At 69.9% G+C, this 18,810-nt stretch carries 14 protein-coding genes and 2 tRNA genes; 12 read left to right on the top strand and 4 right to left on the bottom strand.

Features of this window, described 5'->3' with window-relative positions; genetic code table 11:
- Nucleotides 1-182 precede the first annotated feature (182 nt).
- From OHB44_RS26655 to OHB44_RS26640, 4 genes are all read left to right on the top strand, one after another.
- Complete coding sequence (locus tag OHB44_RS26655) at nt 183-3,038, top strand: PQQ-dependent sugar dehydrogenase (RefSeq protein WP_238686910.1); 2,856 nt, start codon at nt 183-185, stop codon at nt 3,036-3,038.
- Nucleotides 3,039-3,113: 75 nt separating this feature from the next.
- Entirely contained in the window at nt 3,114-5,219 is a 2,106-nt protein-coding gene (locus OHB44_RS26650) for a ThuA domain-containing protein (RefSeq protein WP_238686911.1), read from the top strand.
- A 355-nt stretch (nt 5,220-5,574) separates the two neighbouring features.
- The gene (locus OHB44_RS26645) at nt 5,575-6,078 is read left to right on the top strand and encodes a sensor histidine kinase (protein ID WP_266304725.1); all 504 of its coding nucleotides are present in this window, start codon (nt 5,575-5,577) and stop codon (nt 6,076-6,078) included.
- A 212-nt stretch (nt 6,079-6,290) separates the two neighbouring features.
- A complete protein-coding gene (locus OHB44_RS26640) occupies nt 6,291-7,298 on the top strand; it encodes a sugar phosphate isomerase/epimerase family protein (RefSeq protein WP_030488695.1) in 1,008 nt (335 codons plus the stop codon).
- 64 nt (nt 7,299-7,362) lie between these two features.
- Here OHB44_RS26640 and OHB44_RS26635 read toward each other — a convergent pair whose 3' ends face one another.
- A complete protein-coding gene (locus OHB44_RS26635) occupies nt 7,363-7,767 on the bottom strand; it encodes a hypothetical protein (RefSeq protein ID WP_091409037.1) in 405 nt (134 codons plus the stop codon).
- A 261-nt stretch (nt 7,768-8,028) separates the two neighbouring features.
- Here OHB44_RS26635 and OHB44_RS26630 point away from each other — a divergent pair.
- From OHB44_RS26630 to OHB44_RS26605, 6 genes are all read left to right on the top strand, one after another.
- Nucleotides 8,029-8,101, top strand: a tRNA-Asn gene (locus tag OHB44_RS26630).
- A 157-nt stretch (nt 8,102-8,258) separates the two neighbouring features.
- Nucleotides 8,259-10,376, top strand: coding sequence for an MMPL family transporter (locus tag OHB44_RS26625; protein ID WP_266304726.1), 2,118 nt, complete (start codon nt 8,259-8,261; stop codon nt 10,374-10,376).
- Complete coding sequence (locus tag OHB44_RS26620; protein WP_330438563.1) at nt 10,366-11,604, top strand: FAD-dependent oxidoreductase; 1,239 nt, start codon at nt 10,366-10,368, stop codon at nt 11,602-11,604. The genes OHB44_RS26625 and OHB44_RS26620 overlap by 11 nt, the downstream gene beginning before the upstream one ends.
- Nucleotides 11,605-11,659: 55 nt before the next feature.
- The gene (locus OHB44_RS26615; RefSeq protein WP_330438562.1) at nt 11,660-12,607 is read left to right on the top strand and encodes a hypothetical protein; all 948 of its coding nucleotides are present in this window, start codon (nt 11,660-11,662) and stop codon (nt 12,605-12,607) included.
- Complete coding sequence (locus OHB44_RS26610) at nt 12,604-14,286, top strand: insulinase family protein (RefSeq protein ID WP_330438561.1); 1,683 nt, start codon at nt 12,604-12,606, stop codon at nt 14,284-14,286. Before OHB44_RS26615 ends, OHB44_RS26610 begins: the two co-directional genes overlap by 4 nt.
- 66 nt (nt 14,287-14,352) lie before the next feature.
- Nucleotides 14,353-14,429 (top strand) — tRNA-Ile (locus OHB44_RS26605).
- Between the two features lie 14 nt (nt 14,430-14,443).
- On the opposite strand, the gene OHB44_RS26600 is transcribed toward OHB44_RS26605, so the two are convergent.
- Nucleotides 14,444-15,460 carry a tyrosine-type recombinase/integrase gene (locus OHB44_RS26600; protein ID WP_330438560.1) on the bottom strand — a complete coding sequence of 339 codons (1,017 nt, stop codon included), beginning with the start codon at nt 15,458-15,460 and terminating at the stop codon, nt 14,444-14,446.
- A gap of 294 nt (nt 15,461-15,754) precedes the next feature.
- Between OHB44_RS26600 and OHB44_RS26595 the strand changes: the two genes are divergently transcribed.
- Entirely contained in the window at nt 15,755-15,976 is a 222-nt protein-coding gene (locus OHB44_RS26595) for a hypothetical protein (RefSeq protein ID WP_196919383.1), read from the top strand.
- 35 nt (nt 15,977-16,011) lie between these two features.
- Here the strand turns inward: OHB44_RS26595 and OHB44_RS26590 are convergent, their stop codons facing one another.
- Together OHB44_RS26590 and OHB44_RS26585 are read right to left on the bottom strand one after the other, a co-directional pair.
- Complete coding sequence (locus OHB44_RS26590) at nt 16,012-16,341, bottom strand: hypothetical protein (RefSeq protein WP_330438558.1); 330 nt, start codon at nt 16,339-16,341, stop codon at nt 16,012-16,014.
- 543 nt (nt 16,342-16,884) lie between these two features.
- On the bottom strand, nt 16,885-17,703 hold the full coding sequence (locus OHB44_RS26585) for a hypothetical protein (RefSeq protein WP_266304728.1): 819 nt from the start codon (nt 17,701-17,703) through the stop codon (nt 16,885-16,887).
- A gap of 364 nt (nt 17,704-18,067) precedes the next feature.
- On the opposite strand from OHB44_RS26585, the gene OHB44_RS26580 reads away from it, so the two are divergent.
- On the top strand, nt 18,068-18,601 hold the full coding sequence (locus OHB44_RS26580; protein ID WP_330438557.1) for an SUKH-4 family immunity protein: 534 nt from the start codon (nt 18,068-18,070) through the stop codon (nt 18,599-18,601).
- Nucleotides 18,602-18,810 lie beyond the last annotated feature (209 nt).

Here is an 18,810-nt window from a genome sequence, read left to right as displayed (position 1 = left end):
GAACCGCCGGAAGGTATGGACACATCGACACGTGCGACTTAGTGTCGTGACCAACACGACAATGTTTCGTCGAGGTGAACCGGCGGCGCGGTAACCCATCGACCCCCCCACCACCGCTACGGCATCCGGCGCGACGGCGCGCGCCCGGCCTGGCAGTCACACGTCAGGAAGGGACAGCACAAATGTCCATGAAGGACGCTCCCAGACAACGGTCCCGACGATGGTTCTCCGCCGGATCCGCGCTGCTGCTGGCGGTCGCCGCCGGCACGGTCACCTTCGCCGCCGGCTCGGCCCCCGCCCAGGCACACACGATCGTCGCCAGCGACTTCCAACAGGTCGAGCTGGCTCGCGGCGTGACCGACATGGGTGAGCCGATGTCGCTGGCGGTGCTCCCGGACCGCTCGGTCCTGCACACCGCCCGCAACGGCACCCTGCGCCGCACCGACGCCAACGGCACCACCTCAGTGATCGGCACCGTGTCGGTCTACCAGCACGACGAGGAGGGGTTGCAGGGCGTCGGGATCGACCCGGGCTTCGCCAGCAACCGCTACATCTACCTCTACTACGCCCCGCCGCTCTCCACCCCCGGCGGCGACGCGCCGGCCACCGGCACCGACTTCTCGGCCTGGAACGGCGTCAACCGGCTCTCCCGGTTCACCCTCAACTCGGACTTCACGCTCAACCAGTCCAGCAAGGTCGACGTGCTCGACGTCCCGGCCAGCCGGGGTGTGTGTTGCCACGTCGGTGGCGACATCGACTTCGACGCCGCCGGCAACCTCTACCTGTCCACCGGCGACGACACCAACCCGTTCGAGTCGTCGGGCTACTCGCCGCTGGACGAGCGGACCAACCGCAACCCCGCGTACGACGCGCAGCGCAGCGCCGGCAACACCAACGACCTGCGCGGCAAGATCCTGCGGATCAAGGTGAACGCCAACGGCACGTACTCCATCCCGTCGGGCAACCTGTTCGCCCCCGGCACGGCCCAGACCCGGCCGGAGATCTACGCGATGGGGTTCCGCAACCCGTTCCGGATCAGCGTGGACAAGGCCACCGGCGTGGTCTACGTCGGTGACTACGGGCCGGACGCCGGCTCCACCAGCTCCACCCGCGGGCCGTCCGGCCAGGTGGAGTTCAACCGGGTCGCGGCACCGGGCAACTATGGCTGGCCGTACTGCACCGGCACCAACACCAGCACCGAGACGTACAACGAGTTCGACTTCGCGACCAGCGCCAGCGGCGCGAAGTACAACTGCACCGGCGGGCCGACAAACAACTCGTTCCGCAACACCGGCCGGACCACCCTGCCGCCGGCCCAGCCGGCCTGGATCCGGTACGCCGGCGACGCCGGCACCCCGACCGAGTTCGGCGGCGGCTCCGAGTCGCCGATGGGCGGCCCGGTCTACCGGTACAACGCCTCGTCGACCTCCACCACCAAGTTCCCGCAGTCGTTCGACGGGCAGTTCTTCGCCACCGAGTTCGGCCGGGGCTGGATCAAGCCGATCCACGTCAACTCCGACGGCTCCCGGGGCACCATCGACACCTTCCCCTGGGTCGGCAAGCAGGTGATGGACTCGGCGTTCGGCCCGGACGGCGCGTACTACGTGCTCGACTACGGCACCGGCTACTTCAACGGTGACGCCAACTCGGCGCTCTACCGCTTCGACTACGTCGGCGGCGGAAACCGGGCGCCCACCGCGAAGGCCAGCGCCAACCGCACCTCCGGCGCGGCTCCGCTCGCTGTGACGTTCTCCTCGGCCGGCTCGACCGACCCCGAGGGCGGCGCGTTGACCTACGCGTGGGCGTTCGGTGACGGGACCACCTCGACCGCCGCCAACCCGACGAAGACCTACAGCGCCAACGGCACCTACACCGCCACGCTGACGGTGCGCGACCCGCAGGGCGCCACCGGCAGCAGCAGCGTGCAGATCAGCGTCGGCAACACCGCGCCCACCGTCACGATCAACAACCCGGGCAACGGTCAGCTGTTCGGCTTCGGTGACACGGTGGCATACAGCATCACCGTGACCGACCCGGAGGACGGCACCATCGACTGCACGAAGGTCAAGATGACCTACGTGCTCGGCCACGACCAGCACGGGCACCAGATCACCTCGAAGACCGGCTGCTCGGGCTCGATCACCATCCCGGTCGACGGTGAGCACGACGACGCGGCGAACATCTTCGCGATCTTCGACGCCGAGTACACCGACGCCGGTGGGCTGACCACGCACACCCAGCACACGCTGCCGCCGCGGCACCGCCAGGCCGAGTTCTACGGCACCTCGTCGGGGGTCAACGTGTTCAGCAAGACCCCGGCCGAGGGTGGCAAGACCGTCGGCGACATCAACAACGGCGACTGGATCGCGTTCCAGCCGTACCGGCTGGGCAACGTGACCTCGTTCAACGCCCGGGTCTCCTCGGCGGGCGCCGGTGGCACCCTCCAGGTCCGGGCCGGCTCGGCCACCGGCACCGTGCTCGGCTCGGCCACGGTCCCGGTGACCGGCGGCTGGGAAACCTTCACCACTGTCACCGGGACGATCAGCAACCCGCCGACCGGCACGACGACGCTCTACCTGACCTTCGCCGGGTCGGGCACCGGGGCGCTCTACGACCTGGACGCCTTCACCTTCGTCACCGGGACGCCCCCGGCCGGTGGGGCCGGGGCGATCAAGGGCCTCGGCGGCAAGTGCCTGGACGTGCGCAACGCCGCCACCGCCGACGGCACGCAGATCCAGATCTACACCTGCAACGGCAGTGCCGCGCAGACCTGGGCGGTCACCCCCAACTCCACGATCAAGTCGTTGGGCAAGTGCCTTGACGTGTCGGGCGGCGCCACCGCCGACGGCACCAAGATCCAGCTCTGGACCTGCAACGGGACCGCCGCGCAGAACTGGGCCGCCCAGGCCGACGGCACGCTTCGCAACACGTCGTCGGGCAAGTGCCTGGACGTCTCCGCCAACAGCTCCGCTGACAGCACGGTGGTCCACCTCTGGACCTGCACCGCCGCCGCCAACCAAAAGTGGACCCTGCCCTGAGCTGGCGGGAGGGGCCCCTCGACAACGCCTAGTGTGAGGCGAGGGGCCCCTCCTAACCGCAATTAGGAGAGCGATATGCGCAGACGCCTGCGACCCGTCCTCGGTGCGGCCATGGCCGCACTCGCCGTCATCGCCTGCACCACCCCGGCCACCCCGGCCAGCGCCGCCGACGCCCCGTACGACGTGCTGGTCTTCTCCAAGACCGCTGGTTTCCGGCACGACGCGATCCCGGTCGGCATCCAGACCATCCGCGACCTGGGCGCGGGGAACAACTTCACAGTCACCGCGACCGAGGACGCCGCCGCGTTCACCACGAGCAACCTCAACCAGTACGAGGCGGTCGTCTTCCTCAACACCACCGGCGACGTGCTCAACGCCAGCCAGCAGACCGCCTTCGAGTCGTACATCGGCTCCGGCCGCGGATACGTGGGTGTGCACGCCGCAGCCGACACCGAGTACGACTGGCCGTTCTACGGCAACCTCGTGGGGGCGTGGTTCGCCTCGCACCCCGCGATCCAGCAGGCCAACATGAAGGTGGAGGACCGGGGCCACGCGGCCACCGCTCACCTGCCGCAGACCTGGACCCGCACCGACGAGTGGTACAACTACCGCACCAACGCCCGGTCGAGCGCCCACGTGCTGGCCACCCTCGACGAGTCGTCGTACTCCGGCGGCGGGATGGGCGCCGACCACCCGCTGAGCTGGTGCAAGAGCTACAGCGGCGGCCGGTCCTTCTACACCGGCGCGGGGCACACCCAGGCGTCGTACGCGGAGGCGGGGTTCCGGAACCACCTGCTCGGCGGCATCCGGTACGCCTCGGGGCGGAGCAAGGCCGACTGCCGGCCCGAGACCGGCTACACCCCGCTGTTCAACGGCTCGACGGCTGGTTGGTCACAGGCCGGTCCGGGCAGCTTCACCAACACCGACGCCACTCTGACCTCGGTCGGCGGCATGGGGCTGTACTGGTACAACGCGAAGCAGTTCACCAACTACTCGCTGAAGATGGACTGGAAGCTGGCCGGTGACGACAACTCCGGCATCTTCATCGGGTTCCCACCGTCGAGTGACCCCTGGTCGGCGGTCGACAACGGGTACGAGATCCAGATCGACGCCACCGACGCGGCCGACCGCACCACCGGCGCGGTCTACACCTACAAGTCCGCCGACATCGCCGCCCGTGACGCGGCGCTGAACGCGGCGGGGGAGTGGAACACGTACGAGCTGCTGGTCGAGGGCGAGCGGCTGCAGATCTTCCTCAACGGGGTGAAGATCAACGACTTCACCAACACCAACCCGGTGCGCTCGCTGGCCGGTCACATCGGTATCCAGAACCACGGCACCGGTGACGACGCCTCCTTCCGCAACATCCGGATCAAGGAGCTGGGCACCACGCCGCCGCCCACCGGCACGATCCAGGCCGAGGCGTTCAGCTCGGCCAACGGTGTCTCCGCGTTCACCAAGGCGGGCGCCAACGGTGGGCAGACCGTCGGCTACATCGACCCGGGTGACTGGGCCGCTTACAACGGGGTCAACCTGGCCGGGGTCACCTCGTTCACGGCCCGGGTCGTCTCCGGCGGCGCGGGTGGCGCCATCCAGGTGCGTACCGGTTCGGCCACCGGCCCGGTGCTCGGCACTGTCGCGGTGCCCAACACCGGCAGTTGGACGACCTACGCCAACGTCTCCACGGCGCTGTCCAACGTCCCGTCCAGTACCCAGAACCTCTATCTCACCTTCACCGGTAGCGGCACGGGGCTCTTCGACCTGGACGACTTCACCCTGGTGAAGGGCGGCGGCGGCACCGGTGTCGGCCCGATCAAGGGTCTCGCCGGCAAGTGCCTGGACGTGCGCAACGCCGCCACCGCCGACGGCACCCAGATCCAGCTCTACACCTGCAACGGCAGCACGGCGCAGACCTGGACCGTGACGCCGAACTCGACGATCAAGGCGCTCGGCAAGTGCCTGGACGTCTCCGGCAGCGGCACCGCCGACGGCACCAAGATCCAGCTCTGGACCTGCAACGGCAGCGGCGCGCAGAACTGGGCTGCGGCGTCCGACGGCACCCTGCGCAACACGTCGTCGGGCAAGTGCCTGGACGTCTCCGGCAACAACTCCGCCGACAGCACCATCGTGCACCTCTGGACCTGCCTCAACGCGGCCAACCAGAAGTGGACCCTGCCCTGACCGACTGACCCGGAGGGGCCGCGGCTCACGTCGTCGGCCCCTCCGGCCCAGCCGGCCTGACCGCCGACGTGCCCGGTCGACGTCCCCCGCCGACCGGTCGCATCGTCGAAGCGCGCCGAGCGGTGTCTCCAACGAGCGTGATGCCTCTGATTCATCTCGATGACTCAGAGGCATCACGCTCGTACCGCTTCGTCCGCCGGGTCGCCATCCCGCCGGACGCCGCGTGCGGGGTTGTCGGGGAGGCCGAGCCTCGGTGTAGGGCTGGGCTCCGCGCCGCCGCCGGGGCACTCGGATGCGGGCACACCGCGTGGACGCCGCCGACCGGCTCACAGCGGCCTGCCGTACCTTGACCTGCATGGGGTTGTTCGCGCAGTGGCGTGGGACGGTGCTGGCGCGAGGCCATCAGCTGCTCGGTGCGCTGGGCCGGGCCGACGAGCCCGACGACCCGTCCGTGCCGGCGCCCAGCCTGAACCGCCTCGACGCGCTGGTGGAGGGCTTCACCGCCGGTCAACCGGTGCGCTGGACCATGGCCGGGCAACCCCGGCCGCTGCCCGGCCCGGTCGACGTGGTGGCGTACCGGATCATCGAGGAAGCGCTGACCAACGCGTGCCGGCACGCGCCGGGCGCGCCGGTCGGGGTCCGCCTGCGCTACGACGCCGCGGGCATCACCATCGAGGTCCGCGACGAGGGCACCGGTCCCGCTCCGTCCGGTGGCGGCACCCAGGGCGCCGGTCGGGGTCTGCTCGGGGTACGCAGGCGCGCCGAGCGGCTCGGCGGCACGTTCTCGGCCGGCCCGCGCGCCGGTGGCGGCTTCACCGTACGGGCCGTCCTGCCCGCGCCCGAGGAAATGATCGGATGATCGGCCGACCGCGGGGCTTCCCCGATGGGGCACTGCGGAAATAGGGTGGGGGTCGGCGACCGTGCTGGTGGCCGGTGACCCGGTGGGAGGCGCAACCCGCCGGGCTCAGGTGTGTTCCGCACCCACCGGTGACCGCTCGGGTGCCGTGCACGTCCGGTCACCCTCGCCCCGGTCCGCACAAGGAATCCCCATCACATCAGGGGAGAAGGACAATGGCGCGACCCATCACGCTCTTCACCGGCCAGTGGGCCGATCTTCCGTTCGAGGAGGTCTGCCGGCTCGCCTCCGAGTGGGGCTACGACGGTCTGGAGATCGCCTGCTGGGGCGACCACTTCGAGGTCGACAAGGCGCTCGCCGACGACTCGTACGTCGAGCGCAAGCGGGAGACCCTCGCGAAGCACAACCTTGAGGTCTTCACGATCTCCAACCACCTCGTTGGTCAGGCGGTCTGCGACCACCCGATCGACGAGCGGCACCAGGACATCCTGCCCGGCCGCATCTGGGGCGACGGGGAGCCCGAGGGCGTTCGTCAGCGGGCCGCCGAGGAGATCAAGGACACCGCGCGGGCGGCGGCGAAGCTCGGGGTGAAGACGGTCGTCGGCTTCACCGGTTCGTCGATCTGGCACACCCTCGCGATGTTCCCGCCGGTGCCGCCGTCGATGATCGAGCGCGGCTACCAGGACTTCGCCGATCGCTGGAACCCCATCCTCGACGTGTTCGACGAGGTGGGAGTGCGGTTCGCGCACGAGGTGCACCCCAGCGAGATCGCGTACGACTACTGGACGACGAAGCGGACGCTGGAGGCGATCGGCAACCGGCCCGCGTTCGGGCTGAACTGGGACCCGTCGCACTTCGTGTGGCAGGAGCTGGACCCGGTGAACTTCATCTTCGACTTCGCCGACCGGATCTACCACGTGGACTGCAAGGACGCGAAGGTGCGTACCGGCGATGGCCGGCGTGGCCGGCTCGCCTCGCACCTGCCCTGGGCCGACCTGCGGCGTGGTTGGGACTTCGTCTCCACCGGCCACGGCGACGTGCCCTGGGAGGACTGCTTCCGCGCGTTGAACGCGATCGGCTACACCGGCCCGATCTCGGTCGAGTGGGAAGACGCCGGAATGGACCGGCTGGTCGGCGCCCCGGAGGCGTTGCAGTTCGTCCGCCGGCTCGCCTTCGACGCACCGAGCGCCGCCTTCGACGCGGCGTTCAGCAGCAAGGACTGACCGCACGTCGGACAGACCACGGGCCGGTCGCCCTGCGGCGACCGGCCCGTCGACGTGCGATTGGTCAGAGCGTGCTGGCGTTCGTGCCCGAGCCGGACGGCTTGGTGCGGGGGTTCGTGGACGACGGCGACCCGGAGGTCGTGCCGACCGTGCTGGTGCCCGCCTTGGCGCCCACTGTGGCGGGCGTGCCGGCGAACGCGTCGTCGGCGGCGGTCAGCTCCTGCTTGCCGGTGCTGCCGTTGGTGGTGCCCAGCTTCTCGCCCAGTTTGGTCTGGCCGAGCTTGTCCTTGCCCTCGCTGTAGAGCTTGTTGGCCTGGGCCTGCGCGACCCCGGCCGCCTCCTGGACGGTCGGGTGGTCGAGCACCTTGCGGCCCTTGACCACGAGCTCTTCGTACTTTTCCCGGCCGGCACGGGCGCCCAGGACGAATCCCGCAGCCAGCCCGCCAAGAAACATGATCTTTCCGCGCATGGCGGCTCCTTCCGTACCTGACGCGCCGTCACCCCGGCGAGTTGCCCCGTCGGAAGGCGACCTGTTCGCGCCTGCGTCCTCTGTCCGCAGCTAACTACCCATCCTGCTCTCCGCTCAAGCATTGTTGTGCCGGGATGGCGATTTACCCCTATTGTCAATGCGACGGCGGGGAGGCAACCCACTGGACCACCACCGGGGGATGTCCTGTACTCTTGTCCCGTCGCAAGGCGTCGGGGAGATCCGAAGTCGGGCGGAGCACGATCCCCTGTAGCTCAATTGGCAGAGCAGCCGGCTGTTAACCGGCAGGTTATTGGTTCGAGTCCAATCGGGGGAGCTTTTCCACGTACGCCCGTCAGCCACCGGCCGACGGGCGTTTTCGTCTGTGTGACCCGGTTTCACCCACCATCGACCTGCTTGCCCGGCAGGATGGTCGATGTCGACTGAGGCTACCGCTGCGTCGATTGATGCGTCGATCCTTGGGGTGAGTGCGGATGTCCGGACGAGGCGGCAAGGCCACGCTGATCGCGGTGGCGGTCGTGCTGGCCTGGTTGGTGATCGGCGGCGTGTCCGGCCCGTACGCGGGACGCCTCAGCGAGGTCGCCACCAACGACAACGCCGCCTTCCTGCCCACCGACGCCGAGGCGACCCGCGCCCAGGACCTCGCCGGCGAATTCGTCGACCGGCAGACCATCCCGGCTCTCGTCGTCTACGAACGGCCCTCCGGGATCACCGACGCGGACCGGCAACGGGTCAGCGCCGACGCCGCCCGGTTCGCCCAGATCCCCGGCGTGGTCACCCCACTGCCCCCGCCCATCCCGAGCGACGACGGCCAGGCACTCCAGGTCGTCGTACCGGTGGACGACGCCGAGGGCGAGGAGATCGGCACAGTCGTCGAGAAACTGCGCGACATCACCGGCGGCGACCGCGACGGCCTCACAGTGGACGTCTCCGGCCCGGCCGGTCTGCTCGCCGACCTGATCGAGGTCTTCTCCGCCATCGACGGACCACTGCTGCTGGTCACCCTGGTCGTGGTGCTGGTCATCCTGCTGATCGTCTACCGCAGCCCGGTCCTCTGGATCTTCCCGCTGCTCGCCGCCGGCATGTCGTACGCCCTCGCCTCCGTCTTCGTCTACCTGCTCGCCGACGCGGACGTGGTCAAGCTCAACGGGCAGGCCCAGGGCATCCTCACCGTGCTGGTCTTCGGCGCCGGCACCGACTACGCGTTGCTGCTGATCGCCCGCTACCGGGAGGAACTGCACCGGCACGACCGCCCGTGGGACGCCATGAAGACCGCCTGGAAGGGCGCCGCGCCGGCCATCATCGCCTCCGGCGGCACCGTCATCGTCAGCCTGCTCTGCCTGCTGCTGTCAAGCCTCAACTCCAACCGGGCGCTCGGCCCGGTCGCCGCCATCGGCATCGCCGCCACCCTGCTGGTGATGCTCACCTTCCTACCCGCGCTGCTGGTGCTCGGCGGACGGTGGGCGTTCTGGCCCCGCCGACCCCGAGCCGACCAGGCCGACCCGCGGGCCGAACACGGCATCTGGAACCGCATCGCCGGCTTCGTGGCCCGGCACGCCCGCCCGATCTGGCTGACCACCGCCGCCGTGCTGGCCCTGCTGACCCTCGGCCTCACCCAGCTCGGCGCCACCACGCTCGGCCAGTCCGACCTGTTCACCCAGCGCACCGACTCGATCGACGGCCAGGAGGTGATCGCCCGGCACTACCCGGCCGGCACCGGCAGCCCGGCCACCATCTTCACCACCGAGCAGACCGCCCGACAGGTCGCCCAGGTGGCGAAGGACGTGCCCGGCGTCGCCGACGTCCGTCCCCTTCCCTCCGGCCCGCAGACCGGTCCACCCGAGGCGAACGCCGCCCCGAAGGTCGTCGACGGGCGGGTGCAACTGGAGGCGACCCTGGCCGACCCACCCGACAGCGACGGCGCCGAGCGGACCATCCGCGAGCTGCGGGTGGCCGTACACCAGGTGCCCGGCGCGGACGCTGTGGTCGGCGGCTTCACCGCGATCAACGTGGACACCTCCGACGCCGCGAAGCGCGACCAGAACGTCATCATCCCGGTGGTGCTCGTGGTCATCGCTGTCATCCTGGCCCTGCTGCTGCGCGCGCTGCTCGCCCCGCTGCTGCTGATCGCTACGGTACTGCTCAGCTTCGCGGCGACCCTCGGCCTGTGCGCGCTGCTGTTCCGCCACGTCTTCGGCTTCCCCGGCGTGGACTCGTCGTTCCCGCTGTTCGCGTTCGTCTTCCTGGTCGCGCTCGGCATCGACTACAACATCTTCCTGATGAGCCGCGTCCGCGAAGAGTCGGTCAAGCGTGGCACCCGCGCCGGAGTGCTCGCCGGCCTCGCCGTCACCGGCGGGGTGATCACCTCCGCCGGCATCGTGCTCGCCGCGACGTTCTCCGCCCTCGCCGTCCTGCCACTGGTGGTGCTCGTCGAGTTGGGTACGGCGGTCGCGATCGGGGTACTGATCGACACCATCATCGTCCGGTCGCTGCTGGTGCCCGCACTCGCGTACGACATCGGGCCGAAGATCTGGTGGCCGGGCCGGTTGTCCCGGGCGAACGGTGAGCGGGAGGCGCGCGGTGCTGGCTGAAACCGATGTGGTCATCGTCGGCGGCGGCCTGGCCGGCCTCGCCGCCGCCCGCCGGCTGCACCGCGCCGGCGTGCCCTGGCGGCTGGTGGAGGCCGAGGGTCGGCTCGGCGGTCGGGTCGCCACCGACGTGGTCGACGGTCACCTCATCGACAGGGGTTTCCAGGTGCTCAACACCGCCTACCCCCGGCTCGGCACACTGCTCGACACCGACCAGCTCGACCTCGGCTACTTCACCTCCGGTGTGCTGGTCCGCAAGGGCGACACACTGCTGCGCCTGGTCAACCCGCTGCGCGAACCGACAGGTGGGCCCGGCACCGCGCTCGCCGACGTCGGCTCCCTGCTCGACCGGCTCCGCTTCGCCGCGCTCGCCACCGGCTGCGCCACACTGCCCGCGTCCCGGCTGCTCGCCGCGCCGGAAACCACCAGCGAGACGGCGCTGCGTCGCGCCGGCCTGTCCGACGCCATCATCGAGGAGCTGCTGCGACCGTTCCTGTCCGGTGTGTTCATCGACCGGGAACTCTCCACCTCCAGTCACGTGCTGGCGATGGTGCTGCGCTCCTTCGCCCGCGGCCGGATCGGCCTGCCCGCCGAAGGGATGGCCGCGCTGCCCCGGGCCATCGCCGCGCCGCTGCCCGCCGACCTGCTCGACCTGGACACCCCGGTCGCGGAGGTCGCCCCCGGCCGGGTCCGCACCCAGGCCGGCGACATCCGCTGCCGCGCCGTCGTGGTCGCCGTCGACCCGCCCGCCGCGGCCGCGCTGCTGCCAGCCCTGGCGACGGTACGCATGCACAGCTACACCACCTACTACCACAGCGCTCCCGAGCCGCCGCTCACCGAACCGATCCTGCTCGTCGACGGCGACCGACGCGAACTCGTCGCCAACACCGTGGTGCTCAGCAACGCCGCCGCGACGTACGCGCCCGCCGGACGGCACCTCATCGCCACCTCGGTGGTCGGCCCGACGGCCCCACCCGAGCCGACCATCCGGGCCGAGTTGACCCGGCTGTACGGCCGCTCCACCGCCGACTGGACCCACCTCACCACGGTGGCCATCCCCGAGGCGCTACCCGCCGCACCGCCGCCGCAGGGACGGCTGCGCAAGCCGGTGGCGCTGGGGGAGGGCCTGTTCGTGGCCGGTGACCACCGGGACAGCCCATCGATCCAGGGTGCCCTCACCAGCGGCTGGCGCGCCGCCGGCGCCGTGCTGGACGAGCTGCGCGCCGGCTGACACCCGCCGCACATGAGGGCACCGCCGTCGTAGTTGATCACCTATGATCGCCGCCATGCCCGCCCCCCTACCGGCCCCCACCTTCGACGCCGGTGCCGCGTACCCCGAGGTCGAGGACCTGCGCGAGGCGCTCGATGCCGCCGACTGGCCCGCCGTCCGCTCGCTGCTCGCCGACCGCGACCACGACGGCCGAACACTGCTCGTCCGGGAAGCCGGTGACCACGTCGACGCTGACGCGTTCCTGCGCCGCGTGTACGACGAGGATCCCACCGATCAGCTCGCGGGCGCCCTGCTCGGCACCCACCTCGTCTGCGCGGGATGGCGGATCCGCAGCGGGGCCCGGGCTCAGTACGTGAGCAGGTCGCAGTTCGGCGGCTTCCACGAGCACCTGCGTCGCGCCGAGCAGGTGCTCATCGACGTCACCGCCCGATACCCCGACGACGCGGCCGCGTGGACCGAACGTATCAACGTCGCCCGGGGCCTGCAGCTGGGCCAGAACGAGGCGCGCCGCCGCTACGACCGGCTCGCCCACCACCATCCCCACCATTTGCCCGCACAGGCGAGCCTGCTTCAGCAGCTGTGCCCGAAGTGGAGCGGTGACTGGGACCGAGCCTTCGCGTTCGCCCGAGAGTGCGCCGAGGCCGCACCTGACGGCGCGCCCAACGCCGTGCTGATCGCCGGGGCGCACCTGGAACGCTGGCTCGACGCCGACAGCGACCAGGAGTGGGCGGACTACCTGCGCAGCACGCCGGTTGCCGACGACGTCCTGCGGGCCGCGCAGCGTTCCGTGCTGCACCCGGACTACGTCGACAGGCCCGGCTGGGTCGGGGTCCGTTCGCTGTTCGCGCTGATGTTCAGCCTCACCGGGCAGTGGTCAGCCGCCGCGAGCCAGTTCACCGTCCTCGGCAACCGTGGCACCACCTACCCCTGGGCCTACGTGGACTACGCCGAAGGATTCACCAAGTACCGCTCGGCGGCGTACGCGAAGGGTGACAAGTCATGATCCAGCACTTGGACGTGGACGGGGTGCCCACGCTGCTCGCCCCCACCGGCGGGCCGATGCACGCCGGTTTGACCTTCCGGGTCGGCACCGCCGACGAGACGCTCGCCCGAGCCGGCATCACCCATCTCATCGAGCACCTCGCGCTCGCACCGCTCGGTCTCACCGATTACCACGTCAACGGCGCGACCGCCCCCGTGTTCACCACGTTCCACACCCAGGGCTCCGAGACGGACATCGCGGCGTTCCTCACCGCCGTCTGCGGGAACCTCTCCGATCTGCCGGTCGCGCGGCTGGCAGTCGAGAAGGAGATCCTGCGCACCGAGTGGAGCAGCCGAGGTGCCGCCGCCGTCGACGAGATCCCGCTGTGGCGCCACGGAGCCCGCGACTTCGGTCTGAGCAGCTACCCCGAGTGGGGGCTGAGCGCGCTTACCGCCGACGACCTGAGCGAATGGGCCGCCCGATGGTTCACCCGGGAGAACGCGGTGCTCTGGATCGCCGGTGACCGCGTGCCCGCCGGGCTGCGGCTAGCCCTGCCCAGCGGGGTCCGGCAGCCGGTGCCTGTGGCATCGTCGGCGCTGCCGCAGACCCCTGCGTACTTCGTCAACGGCGCCTGCGGCGTCGTGCTCGATTCGGTGGTACGTCGCAGCACCGCCGCCAGCACCTTCGCCGGTGTCCTAGAGCGCGAGCTGTACCGGTCGCTCCGTCAGGAAGCCGGCCTGTCCTACACCACTACCACCGCGTACGAGCCGCGCGGCGACGGGTACGCCACCCTGCGGGCGCTCGCCGACGCGCTGGCGGAGAAGCAGGACGCCGTGCTGGGTGGCTTCATCGACGTACTGGCCAAGATGCGGGTCGGGCGGATCGAGCAGGCCGACCTCGATGCGACAGTCGCCAAACGGGAGGACGTCCTCGCCACCGCGGAGGTGGACGCCGCGCGGTTGCCGTCGTACGCCCTCAACCTGCTGACTGGGCAGCCGAACCTCAGCATCGACGAGCACCGGGCCGAACTGAAGGCCGTCAGCCTCACCGACCTGTACGACGTGGCCGGAGAAATGACGGCGTCGGCGCTGCTGTTGGTGCCGGGCGGGCACACCGCCGACTGGGCCGGCTTCGTCGCCGCACCCACCCACTCCGCCGACACCGTGGAGGGCGCGACGTACCGGGCGAAGGAGGGTGCCGGCGGGCTCCGCGTCGGCGCCGACGGGGTGAGCTACCTGCGGTCGGAGGGGCCGCTGACCGTCCGCTACGACGACTGCTCTGTCATGCTCGCCTGGCCCGACGGCGCGCGACAGTTGGTCGGCGCGGACGCCATCGTGCTGCACATCGAGCCGACAATGCTCGATTTGCCCGCACTGACGATCCCGGCCATCGACGCCGGGGTGCCGTCCGACCGGCACGTCGCCATGCCGGCCCGTACCCCCGACCAGATCCCGCAGCCCCGGCCCATCGTCCGAGAAGTCAAGTTCCCCGGACGTTCCTGGTGGGAGGTCCCGGTCATGGTGCTCAGCGGACTCGGCACCCTGCTGATGGGCGGCCTCTGCCTGATGCTGACCATCGGCACCCTCGCCGACGACACCGAGCCGGACGAGGCATTGTGGTGGGGCGTCATCGCTGTCGGGTGGGTGCTCACTGTTATCCTCGCGTTGCCCATCGTGCTGCTGAGACGACGACGGCAGTGATGAGGTGGAGCCTGATCGCCCCTGGCCCGTGATCCACCGGGCAGGATACGATCCGGCGCGGCATCGGGGGCGGTAGCTCAGCCGGTTAGAGCAGGGGACTCATAATCCCTCGGTCGCGGGTTCGAGTCCCGCCCGCCCCACCAGCCGTTCTCCCTGGTCAGCCATGCTGTCGACGACCCGGGCGAACCGCGTCGAGGTCCGGACCAACGCTCTCAGTCCGCACTGAGTCCGCAGCAGCACGACCCGCCGCCCGGTCGAGGCGGTCCGCCACCTGGTCCAGGTCGTCCTCGAACAGGTCCGCGTACACGTCCAGCGTCATCGCCGCCGAGGCGTGCCCGAGCATCCGCTGCACCGCCTTTACGTTGGCGCCCTCGGCCACCGCGAGACTGGCCGCCGTGTGCCTCAGCTCGTGCGGCGTCAGGCCAGCGAGCCCGACCGACTCCGCAGCCCTGTCGAAGACCCGGCGACGAAAGTTGTTGTTCCGCAGCACCTCGCCGGCCGGGGAGGTGAACAGCAGCTCGTCACCGGAACGGCCGGCGATCTGCGCCGCCAGGGGCTCGACCAGGAATCGGGGGAGCGGCACCGACCGGCGTTGGTGCGTTTTTGGCGTGCCGAACACCGCGCGTCCGTTGACCTCGGTCACCGACTCCGCCACCAGCAGCCGACGCTTCACCAGGTCCACCCGCCGCACGCGAAGCGCGGCCAACTCGCCCCAGCGCAGGCCGGTATAGGCCAGCACCCGGATGATCAGCCCGTGCGGCTCTGCCGCTGCCGCCAGCTCGCCCACCTGGCCGTGCGTCAGAAACACCTTCTCGGCGTGCCCGACCCGTGGCAACCGGACACCCGCCGAGACGTTCCGGACGAGCCGACCATCACGAACCGCCAGCGCCAGCAGCAACGAGAACACCCGATGCGCTTGCCGAACGGTAGACGGCGCAAGCCCGGCCTGCGACAACCGGCGCACCCACTCGCCAACGTCGGCGTGCGTCACTGCCGAGAGCGGGACACGTTCCCACACCGGAAGCACCTGCATCCGAAGGAGACTGGCGTACCGCTGGCGAGTCGACGGCTTGAGCTGCACCTGATTGGCGAACCACCGAGCGGCCCAGTCGCCAACCGTGACCCGCGCGAGAGCCGGATCTACCCACTCACCGCGAGCGAGTGCAGTCTTCATCAAGGCGGCCCGCAAGCGGGCCGCGCCGGCCCGCTCGGCCTGCTGGCGGCGCAAGCGCCGGCATCGGCCGGCGCGCCGGCCGATTGCAGGTGCCCAAGGACCGGAACCGATGCCTCCGGCGGGGATCTTCGACAGAGATGGGGCCGCCCACCTCCACCGTGAGTCCGGGCGAAGCCGAACAGACCTGCTCCCCGGTGTCAACACGGTGGATCGTTGTGTTGACACCGGGGAGCAGGCCCGTTCCACGATGTGCGGACTCACGGCGGAGACGGGCTTGAGGCAGAGGAGCGGTACGTGGCAGACGAGGTGTTCCCGAGCGATCTTTCCGGCCACTTCTGGGCAACGCTGGAACACCGGCCTGAACTCGATCGATGGCGCTTCGAGATCATCGACTACCAGAACAACGTCCTGCTCAGTGGCTTGGCCTGTAGCGAGCGGCAGGCCGCAGCCATCGTCAACGCATGGGACCAGGTGATCGCAACGTCACCCGACGAAGAGGACCCCAGCATGGATTGAGTCGATGACCCGGAATGACGGGTGGCCTGCGATCGCTACGGAAGTTGGTCCTCATCACCGAGGTTCAGCATGAAAGGCGATCCGGAGTGATCCGGCTGCCACCCAAGGTTAAGCGCTCGTCGTATGGCGCTGGCGACCGCCGAAGGCAGCACCGGAGACGACGGAGCGTTCACCCAGTTGGCCGGATGAGGCGACGCCATCTGGACGACGAGAGTGGCGCGGCCAGGCGGATCCGTCCGCTCAACAGCAAAGCTCATCGGCGACCAGGTCAAGCCCTGGCTGTACGTCGGCTTCCGGCGGACAATCCAGCGATAGCCCTTGCCATCGACAACGATCGGTCTACTGCCTCGCTTGTTGAGCGCCACCGAGCCTCCCACCACGCCGCAGCAGCACTTCGCGGCCGTACAGCCATTCGTACAGCCAACACTGTCGACCAAGGCCGACGCGATCCGCCAGCGGCAGACGCCTTGAGCAGGGGCAGGTTACCGCGACCAGCTATCCCTGATCTTCTTCTAATCCCGAGGCCGTCGCCTGGTCCTGGCGGTCCGCATTCAGTCCGCAAGAGGTCGACTGGCGGTGGGGGAGTGGTGAGAGATGCCGAGAGGTGTTTCCGCTGGTGGGAGCCCACTCGTGCAGGTCGCTGTCTCGCCCATCTTGATCTCATAATCCCTCGGTCGCGGGTTCGAGTCCCGCCCGCCCCACCAGCCGTTTTCCCTGGTCAGCGGCGCTGTCGACGACCCGGACGCACCGCATCGAGGTCCGGACCGACACCCGCAGTCCGATCGCGTGCGATCTTGGTCGCGCGGCGCTCATCCCGCTGGCGCACTGAGCCCGCAGCCGCACGGCCCGCCGCCCCGCCTCACGGAGCTGGCCGAGGTCGCCGCCTGTCCGCTCGATCGCGTCAGTGGTCACGAGGTCGTCGGGGCGCGGCCCCGACGGGCTGCTCCCGGAAGCACGCCGGGCGGGATGATGCCGAACCAGGCTCCGACGGCGGCCATCGAGGCGACGACGTACGCCGCCCACCACCCGAGCAGCGCCCACGTACCCTGGAAGACGGCGCCGGGCAGGCAGGGCAGGACGGGCAGGAGAAAGAGGTAGACCAGACGGCCGTGCGAGAGGCTGTTCTCCTTCGGCAGCCTCCGGGCCTTGCGGAACGGAATGAGTCTGACTCCGTAGGGACGACGGCGAAGCGTGAAACTCGCCGGCCAGAGCCGCCCGTACCCGGCCACGTCGACTACGCTGACGCCGGACCCGTGCCGGACCGTGGCCTGACGCGGCCTGGTCAGCTCGCGCAACCACGGTTCCCAGACGACGCGTTGGTGCAGGACACGGCCGTCCCGGCCGCTCACCGTCAGCCACACGGCGTATCCCTTGGGACTGGCGTCGATCCCGCCGGCGGCGCTCACGGCGCCCGCCGCAGCGGTGACCCGCCCCGCACTTCCCGGCTGCGGCGACTGCGCCAGATGCGCGGTCACCATGACGCGCTTCGCGGGAGCACGAGCGGCACCCCACCACTGCAAAAGGCGGATGAGCCAGGACAGCACCAGAAGGGCTCCCGAAGCCAGCGCCACGAGGATGACGACCTCTCCGTGCTCGACCCGCGGGTCGGTACCCAGCCGGTACCCCAGCGCGATGAGGGCGGCCAACGCGACGACGCTGCCGATCACGACCATCGGCGCGCGAGCACGCCGATTCGCCAAGGCCGCCGCACTTCCGTTGCTGGCCACCGCGTCGTCCTTCCCGTCCGGCCCTCCGGACGTCGCCCCGACGCTAGCAACGCCGAGCAAGGCTGACATTGCGCGTCCGTTCCAGATTTCACGTCGTACGGCGGTCGCAGGCTGCGGTGCGGTGCGGTGCCGTGCACATCCGCGGTTCCTAGCGAGGGCCATCGAGATCTCGCAAGTCTTGACGGAACCCGCTGTCGTCCAACAAGAGATGCGCGACAGATCTCCGCCAGTTGAAGTGCGACAGGCTCCACCGAACTAGAGCAGCAGGCCCTCGGGCGTGGACGCACGAATCTGTCAATGATCGGATGCCTGGCCACTACAACGAACACTGGCTTGGAACCGTGGCCGGACTACCCTCATTGGCGTGCCCATTGATGATCTTCCGTTGCCTCCCGCGTTCGAGGCGGTCACGGCCTGGGCCGGTCCTGGGCGGGTGGTGCGTGCTACCGAGCTGGACGTGGCGACGTGGCGGCTTCCCGAGCCGCAGAAGGCCGCGCTGGTCTCCTCTGGCGTACCGCTGATCGATGACCTCGTGAGTGCGGTGTCGTTCCACGCAGAGCCGACGATGTACCGGTTGGCGAACGCCGATGACCTGGACTGGGTGTACGGTGCCGCGCCGGGGACCGGTGAGGTGCGGATCTGGTCGCCGGACGGCAGCACCGGGTTCGTCAACTCGACGATCACCCACTGGCTGTGTTCGCTGCACCTGGTCGGTAGCTGGCTGACCGGCTCGACCGTCATCGACCGCTGGGACGAAGACGGACAGGCCGAAGAAGAAGCACTCGCGGAGCTCGCCGACCTGTTGGAGCGGATCAAGGCCCTTGACCCGCCCGCGTTCGGGGACGGCGACCATACGACCCACTTCTGGCCCGGAGTGCTCGACCGGTGGCTCTACTGATCGACGCGGGCAGCGATCAGGGCCGCTTCAGGGGTCTCACCACGTCTCGCCACAGCATGCCCGTCATTGCCTGCCGACCAGCCATGTCACGTGGCATCAATCCGCCGGCGTACAACATCATCGTTCCGGTGAGCCCGAGGACCACGGCGGGAAGCAGGAAGGCTGCCATGAGTGCGGTGAGTGCCATTGTCAAGACCGGAACCTCAACG

It is taken from the genome of Micromonospora sp. NBC_00821 (assembly GCF_036347035.1).
GTDB lineage: Bacteria > Actinomycetota > Actinomycetes > Mycobacteriales > Micromonosporaceae > Micromonospora > Micromonospora hortensis.
Note: the sequence above shows the minus strand (reverse complement) of the source record. Positions and strands in the feature narration are given on the sequence as shown.